Here is a 7,269-nt window from a genome sequence, read left to right on the forward strand (position 1 = left end):
CGCGCAAGCCGTGCCAGAATGGGCTCTGGATAGTGTGGCGAGGGCGGCCAATGCGGGCATCATTGTTAATTTTCCCAATACCAACCAAATTAATCCCAATAATTTGGCCACCAGGGGGGAAGTGGCGGGATTAGTTTATCAAACTTTAGTTAAGTTAGGGGACGGCAGCTTTGCTCCCATTAATATCGGCCTTAATAACCCCAGTTCCCCAACGCCAAGCCCTACTCCCACCCCCCTAAGCAGTTTGATAATCGAACGGATTGAAACCAATAGCAATCCCCGCCAGCCTTTACGGGAAGGGGACGACTTGCTAATCCGGGTCTATGGTAGCCCAGGGGCCAATGCCAGTTTTGAATTGGAGGGGCTGAATCAGAATCTTTCTGTCACTATGAATGAGGTACAGTCTGGCATTTACGAAACTAGTTACCGCATTGGTCGTAATGACCGACAAATTAACGCCAGACCGCTGGTCTTCCTGAGTCGTTCCGGACAAAACTCCGTTAGTCGACAATTCAATCAGGCGATCGCCATTAATATCGATAATCCAAGCTATCCCTACGATCCCGGCAATGTCGGTTACGTTCTGCGGCCAGAAATCACTAACTTTAACGATAACGATGTGATTCGTTTACCGGATAATTTAATGGGTCAAACCCTCCCCGATGCCAATGTGGAAGTCAACTTGGAAACTTTCCGCAATGTGATCGGAGTGTTAAATTTTTCCCAAACTATTTTTCAATCCACTGTGCGGGCTGATCAAACAGGGCGATTTATTGTTTATCTTCCCCAATTCAATCGAGATTCGGGTACCGTTTATCGGGTAAGAATGACCGCCACCCAGGGCAATCAATCCCAAAGTAGTGAACTACTTCTGCGTCAGGAATAACTTTCAGCTAGCACAAAGAAGCGAAACGAGGCAAAATCACCATTGCCAATGCCAAGGCCGTACTCAAATCAACTGAGTTGGCCTTGACCTACTGTTCCTAACCAGCCATGGACTAGGGACTAGGAAATTTCCACCACGGATTTTGATGCCGTTAACTGCTCCGCAAATGGGGGCGGCATATTTTTGGTAACGGCCGTGAGATAGTCCAAAAAGGTTTGGGTAATGACCGACAGTTGTTTGCCCGCTAGGTTAGCCACGTACCAACGGCGTTTGATGGGGAATTCATCAATGTCCAAAATGGCCAGCTCACTGCGGGCTCCCTCGGACACCAGGGTATGTTGGGATAACACAGAAATGCCCATGCCACCGGCGATCGCCTGTTTAATTGCTTCATTACTGCCCAATTCCAGCCGCACCCGCACATCAACATAGTGACGGTGGAACAGATTTTGTACTGCTAAACGAGTACCGGAACCCTTTTCCCGCATAATGAACGCTTCATCATTTAAAGCCGTAATGGGGATATTGCTTTTTCCCGCTAGGGGATGGTCCCGACGGGCAATGACCACCAAAGGATTATCTAAAAAAGGCTGGTAATTAAGGTCAATTTCTTCCGGCGGCTCACTAACAATGTACAAATCATCTTCATTATTTTGCATCCGGTGACGAATCTGCTCATGGTTAGTCACCTTGAGGGAAACTTCAATGCCCGGGTATTTTTGGATAAATTCCCCCAGTAAACGGGGAATAAAATATTTGGCCGTGGTAATTACCGCCAAGCGTAAACGCCCCTGTTTTGTCCCCTTGATGTCTGCCACCTTCATGGCAAAGTTATCTAGGCGACGAAAAATATCTTGACAAGTGACCAGCAGTTCCTGTCCCGCTTCCGTCAGGTAGAGTCGTTTGCCAATCTGCTCAAACAGGGGAAGCCCTACGGTTTTAGATAACTGTTTAATTTGGCTAGAAACGGTGGGCTGGGTAATGTAAAGTTCCTCTGCTGCCCTGGTGAAACTGCCATGTCTAGCGGTGGCTTCAAAAACTTTTAGTTGGTGTAAGGTTGCTTGCATGTCCTTGATGAAGATGGTGATTAGATGGGGAGGGACAATTTGAGGAGGCGGATTAAAATTTTTTTAAACCCAGACTGGAACTGAAGCTAAATTTCAGTAATTTTTTGGTTGCCAGTCCTGGCCGGGCTTTGGTCTAGGCCGCACTGGAGTCAATAACTGGGATAAACTAATGGCCATGATCTTCACTTGCATAGACCTGAGATTGTTATCAGATAACTGATGATAGAATAAAACCAATGATTTTGACAAGCTTAGTCTGGTGAATTGGAATTAATGGACGGTCATCTGGGTTTATTTTTTGGTTATTCCCCGGATCAATGGACTTTTGCCTCGGAAAAAATCTGCTGAGGCGGCCATGGATTGACCCAAACTCTAGGGTTTACTTTGCCCCCAGACCGGAGTGGCCCCATAATGGGGGAGATTTCAGCCAGAAAGGAGCCTAAACCGTGGATACAGCGGTCAACGAATCCCTCTCGATTTCCTATAACCTAGAGCAATTTCTAATTGTGCTCTCGGTTTCCCTAAGCATTGCGACCCTGTCCAAGACGGTGCCAATTCTGCGGAGAATTCCCTACACCCTGCTGTTGGTAATTGTGGGCATGGCCCTAGCCTTTGTGGATGTGAAACTGATCAATCTGTCGCCGGAATTGATCATGGAAATTTTTCTGCCTCCTCTTCTATTTGAAGCGGCGTGGAATTTGCAGTGGCGCAATCTCAAAGAAAATTGGTTTCCCATTACCCTCTTTGCCACCTTGGGGGTGGTCATCTGTGTGGTGGGCATTGCCTTTCCCCTTTCCTACTGGGGGGGCATGGAGTTGGCGATCGCCTTTTTGGCGGCGGCGGCCCTTTCAGCCACGGATCCGGTATCGGTAATTGCCCTGTTTAAAGAGTTGGGGGCTAGCAAAAAATTAAATACCCTAATGGAGGGGGAGAGCCTGTTTAACGACGGCGTGGCGGTGGTGGTCTTCCTTATTTTGGTGGGCATTCCCCTGGGCACTAGCACTTTTGATTTGTCCACTACCCTAGCTCGATTTGTCACAGTGATCGGCATTGGGGTGGGCTGTGGCCTGCTGATTGGTTTTAGTTTATCCCTGTTAACCCAACGATTTGACCTGCCCTTTGTGGAGCAATCCCTTACCCTAGTGTCGGCCTATGGTGCCTATATTTTGGCGGAAAACCTCGGGGGCTCGGGGGTAATTGGTGTGGTGGTAGTGGGCATGGTGTTGGGCAACTACGGATCCCGCATTGGCATGAATCCCCGCACCAGGTTGATTGTCAGCATTTTTTGGGAATTTGTTGCTTTCTTTGTGAATTCCATTATCTTCCTGCTCATTGGTGATCAAATTGGCCTAAGCAGTCTTTCGGATCACCTCAATCTGATTTTGATTGCCATTGCCGCAGTGGTGGTGACTCGCTTAGTGAGCGTTTTTGGTCTGAGCCTTATTAGCAACAAGGTGAGTGATCAAATTAGCAGTACCCATATTACCCTCCAGGAGCAAACCGTACTGTGGTGGGGAGGATTACGGGGGTCTGTGGCCATTGCCGTGGCCTTGAGTGTGCCCCAGGCGATCGCCGAGAGACAGGCCATTATCGACATTGTGTTTGGTGTGGTGCTGTTCACCCTATTGGTGCAAGGACTAACTACCCAATTTGTGCTCAAAGGCTTGGATTTAATTGGCGATCAACCCCAACGGTTGGAGTATGCGGAGCTAGTATCCCGACAAATTGCCCTACGGCGGGTGTTGGCGGAAATACAAAAATCCGATGAATTTCCTGACATTGATCCAGAGCGGTTGCGTTATAAGCAGGAATTAGTCCAAGGCCAGTTGCAAAGCGTCACCGACAAACTCAAACTGCTCTTACAGGAATATCCCCTATTGCAGGAAGTGGCCAACAAAAAGTTTGACCAGACAGTGTTGGACATCGAAGCGGAAACCTATGCCGATCTGATTCGCATGGGTCGCTTGGAGGAAAATATTATGCCGTTATTGGTCACCCTGGAGGGTGAAAATGCGGTCGAACAATCCTAGGTAGTTAACCAATGTATGGAGAAATCACTATTTCTTCACCATGCACATATCCCTTTGGTGATTTTCCGACCAAGTACCGTCGTGTATTTGCCGAAGGGAGCGTCGAAAGCTCAAACTCTGTTGGAAAGAGGAAGCCGGGTTAATGATTCAGAGAAAGCCCTCTGTGTCCGGTCTAGCTTTCTTATTGGTTTCTATCCCTCCGGATTTTACGCAATCCTTGATGATGTGGCAGATTTTCTAGCCAGTGACCCTCAAGGACAAGAATTGACCGACAAAACGACCAAGGGAAAACCGTACTAGCCGGAGTTTGAACTTTTACAAAAATCAAATTTCCCCCGCCTTAAGTAACTCTTTGAATGAATTTTAAACAGTGGTTATTCGGCAAACATTTCTGCTAAAACAGCTAACAACTTACTTTGAGTATCTGCATCCAGTAAACCTAACTTTTTAACTAAACGGGCTTTATTCACTGTACGGACTTGATCCAAAACAATTTGTCCCGCCTTGCCATCAAACTCACAACTAATCCGAGTAGGATAAGGTCTGCCTTTGGTCGTCATTGGGGCTACAATCACCGTGGCAATATGACGATTCATTTCATTGGGAGAAATCACCACACAGGGACTAGTTTTTTGAATTTCACTGCCCACCGTTGGATCAAGATTAACTAAAAACACCTCAAAGCGGTTTACGACCATTCCCATTCAGCTTGCTCCCATTTTGTCGCCGTTGGAGTATCCAAGAGATAATCATCTCCTTGTTTTGCCATTTCTCGAAACGCACTCTCCCAATTTTCCCTAGAGGATTGGGCATTGCGAATAATCAAAGTATTCTCTTTTACTTCAATAACCACGTCTGTCTTAATACCACTTTGTTCGAGTAATGGCTTGGGGATACGAATACCTTGGGAATTTCCCACTTTGACAATGCGAGTCCTAACCATAGTGAACATCCCTAAAAAGTGAGTGGAATTTAGCTGTATCCACATTGTGGGTACGATAAATGGCAATGTCAATGGAACAAACCCAGGCTAGCCGAGGTGTTCACCCAACCAATGAAATGAGCGTAAATTAAAGCCTTGGCAATAGACTCCAGAACCTCAAAAAGGACTGTCAGGATTGTCATTGTTGTTATCGTCGATCGCCCTAGTACCACCACCACCGGTGGTATCGGGTAGGCCTTGGCGGGAAGGCCGGGGAAATTGAATATTATTATTGCGGGGACCGCTGGGGGGTTTATCCCAGTTGGGTACATTCATAGGCTGGGGCACCAGGTCTGGCGCAATGGGGTCTTCGTAGCGCAAAAAGTATGGGGCAGGGAACTGATAAATTTCCCCCGTGGCACAGGTTTCCCCTTGCAATACAGCCACTGCTTCCGCCATGCCCGCTAAATTGAGACTCTCGATGATTAACTCGGCACCAGATTCCCTGGTGGTGGGACTCGCTTGATGCCCTTTAATGGTTAACTGCTCTGCTTGGAGTAATTCCGCAAAAATTTCCCCCGTAATCACCACCCCAAAAGTGGATTTTTCCCCCACGGCCAAAGATAGGGTTGGCTTTGCGCCACCGTAACTAAGCTCTAGTTCAATTTGCTCAAATTCCCCAGGAATAAATAAAATCAGTTGGTCTTTGGTTAACTGATGGGAATAGTTTTGGTACAGGCCCAGGCAACTAACGGTGTTATGGGCTGAGTCAACCAAAGGCCTAACAATCCAATTGACCTCCGCCACCACTGACCCCCCTTGTCCTAACATCACAGTAGCGGCCAAAAAAGCACCAATATCCCGGATATTCATGGTTAAGAGCCTCTAACAATTACAACCCCCATGGGAACGCTTCCCAGCCTCAGATCGCATTAGTATGGCGCAGGTTGGGTTAGCGAAAGTTGCCCGTGTCGGAAATTCGTTGGTTGATGTAAGGCCAAAGGAAAACATTAAAGTTCTTGCCTCCTATTTGGGTCCGGTATTTGAAGGTATCTTTTTCGTAAAGACTGACCACAGCATTAAGTTGGTTGGCCAAATTAAGACATTGCTTAAATGTGGGGGAAGTATAACATTGCACATCAATTTGGTTACAACCATAGCGGGGCACAAGATTCTTTTGGAATGGTTGGATGGAGCAAAAAATAAACTTGCGATACTGGTTGGCTAAATACTCAAAATCCCTGGCGGAATAGTTAGCAAAAAAATGGTCATCCACCTGTAATCCATCGGTGTGGCGGGCTTCGTTAATAATTTGCTCAATGGTGAGGCGGCGGTATTGGGGGGATTGGATCCAGGCAATGGGAATAAGGTTATGGTTGCGGGCTTGTTGACTAACTTGTTCCTGTACATCGTCCGCTACCCCCCGAAAATCCAGGAAGACGAGGCGGTAACCCTGGCTTTGAATGTCCCTCATTACCTGATCTAGGGCGTTTCGATTGGCGTAGAAACGGATTTGGGGCTGGGATAACCAAGTCCCGTTGGGCACCCCGGCCAGGGCTATGGTGGGAAAAAATGTGAGAACACCGATGAGCAGTTTTTGCAGAATTTTTAACATTTGGTGGAGAGGAGGGCGAGGGGCAGTAACTTGGGGTCCAAGGGGGAGAAAGTCCGTTGATTGGGGTCAATATTAAGCTATTTGGCTGAAACTTAATCGGTTTTGCTGTTCTCAAATTTGGGGAGAGAAAACTATTTGGCGATCGCCGCTTGACCAAGGGAATGATATCTCTCGCCCACTATTAAAGTTAAAATAGGGTTTTCTGTGGATTAACCACGGACGATTTTCCCGTCGATTACATAGAGAGAGTTAATGGTAACCACCCCCACCGCCGCCCCCCGTAAACCATCCAAGGTTGAAGGCATCAAGGAAAGAAGCAATTATTTACGGGAACCCCTGGCCACCGAACTGTTGAATAATGCGAATTATTTTACGGATGATGCTGTCCAAATTTTGAAATTCCACGGTTCCTACCAGCAGGACAATCGGGATAATCGGGTTAAGGGCCAGGAAAAGGATTATCAGTTTATGCTCCGCACCCGTAATCCGGGGGGATTAATTCCGGCCCAACTCTACACCGCCCTGGATGATCTGTCCAAAACCCATGGCAACCAGACTCTCCGGGTGACCACCAGGCAAGGTTTACAAATCCACGGCATTGTCAAAAAAGACCTGAAAATGGCGATCGCCACCGTGGTGAATAATTTGGGCTCCACCCTGGGGGCCTGTGGGGATATTAACCGTAACGTGATGGCTCCGGCGGCTCCGTTCCGGGATAAACCCGAATATGGCTATGCCTGGGACTATGC

General features: G+C 47.5%; 7 protein-coding genes and 1 pseudogene. 3 read left to right on the plus strand and 5 right to left on the minus strand.

All coding sequences use genetic code 11. The annotated features are described in order from the left end of the window. Window positions 1–886, plus strand: an 886-nt coding sequence (locus IQ219_RS14055; protein WP_228017115.1) for an S-layer homology domain-containing protein, incomplete at its 5' end; no start/stop codon positions are given. A gap of 119 nt (window positions 887–1,005) precedes the next feature. Here the strand turns inward: IQ219_RS14055 and IQ219_RS14060 are convergent. Continuing rightward, window positions 1,006–1,953 (minus strand): LysR family transcriptional regulator, encoded by a 948-nt coding sequence (locus IQ219_RS14060; RefSeq protein WP_190599145.1) that lies wholly within the window; start codon window positions 1,951–1,953, stop codon window positions 1,006–1,008. Window positions 1,954–2,399: 446 nt separating this feature from the next. Here IQ219_RS14060 and IQ219_RS14065 point away from each other — a divergent pair, with 446 nt between their 5' ends. Then, window positions 2,400–3,983, plus strand: coding sequence for a Na+/H+ antiporter (locus tag IQ219_RS14065; RefSeq protein WP_194073023.1), 1,584 nt, complete (start codon window positions 2,400–2,402; stop codon window positions 3,981–3,983). A gap of 374 nt (window positions 3,984–4,357) precedes the next feature. Here the strand turns inward: IQ219_RS14065 and IQ219_RS14070 are convergent, their stop codons facing one another. The 4 genes from IQ219_RS14070 to IQ219_RS14085 form a co-directional block, all read right to left on the minus strand. Continuing rightward, complete coding sequence (locus IQ219_RS14070) at window positions 4,358–4,687, minus strand: type II toxin-antitoxin system PemK/MazF family toxin (RefSeq protein ID WP_194073024.1); 330 nt, start codon at window positions 4,685–4,687, stop codon at window positions 4,358–4,360. After that, window positions 4,672–4,926 (minus strand): AbrB/MazE/SpoVT family DNA-binding domain-containing protein, encoded by a 255-nt coding sequence (locus IQ219_RS14075; protein ID WP_228017116.1) that lies wholly within the window; start codon window positions 4,924–4,926, stop codon window positions 4,672–4,674. The genes IQ219_RS14070 and IQ219_RS14075 overlap by 16 nt, the downstream gene beginning before the upstream one ends. Window positions 4,927–5,082: 156 nt before the next feature. Further along, on the minus strand, window positions 5,083–5,778 hold the full coding sequence (locus IQ219_RS14080; protein ID WP_194073025.1) for a hypothetical protein: 696 nt from the start codon (window positions 5,776–5,778) through the stop codon (window positions 5,083–5,085). A 79-nt stretch (window positions 5,779–5,857) separates the two neighbouring features. Next, complete coding sequence (locus tag IQ219_RS14085) at window positions 5,858–6,520, minus strand: hypothetical protein (RefSeq protein ID WP_194073026.1); 663 nt, start codon at window positions 6,518–6,520, stop codon at window positions 5,858–5,860. Between the two features lie 252 nt (window positions 6,521–6,772). Between IQ219_RS14085 and IQ219_RS14090 the strand changes: the two are divergent. Next, window positions 6,773–7,269, plus strand: a pseudogene (locus IQ219_RS14090) (sulfite reductase, ferredoxin dependent); the annotation flags it as partial.

Source organism: Synechocystis sp. LEGE 06083 (genome assembly GCF_015207725.1).
Classification (GTDB): Bacteria; Cyanobacteriota; Cyanobacteriia; order Cyanobacteriales; family Microcystaceae; genus Synechocystis; species Synechocystis salina.

Bases quoted from the DNA above. Each gene is read 5' to 3' on its own strand.
- IQ219_RS14085 (WP_194073026.1), bottom strand. From the start codon at position 6,520: ATGTTAAAAATTCTGCAAAAACTGCTCATCGGTGTTCTCACATTTTTT.
- IQ219_RS14060 (WP_190599145.1), bottom strand. From the start codon at position 1,953: ATGCAAGCAACCTTACACCAACTAAAAGTTTTTGAAGCCACCGCTAGA.
- IQ219_RS14070 (WP_194073024.1), bottom strand. From the start codon at position 4,687: ATGGGAATGGTCGTAAACCGCTTTGAGGTGTTTTTAGTTAATCTTGAT.
- IQ219_RS14080 (WP_194073025.1), bottom strand. From the start codon at position 5,778: ATGAATATCCGGGATATTGGTGCTTTTTTGGCCGCTACTGTGATGTTA.
- IQ219_RS14075 (WP_228017116.1), bottom strand. From the start codon at position 4,926: ATGGTTAGGACTCGCATTGTCAAAGTGGGAAATTCCCAAGGTATTCGT.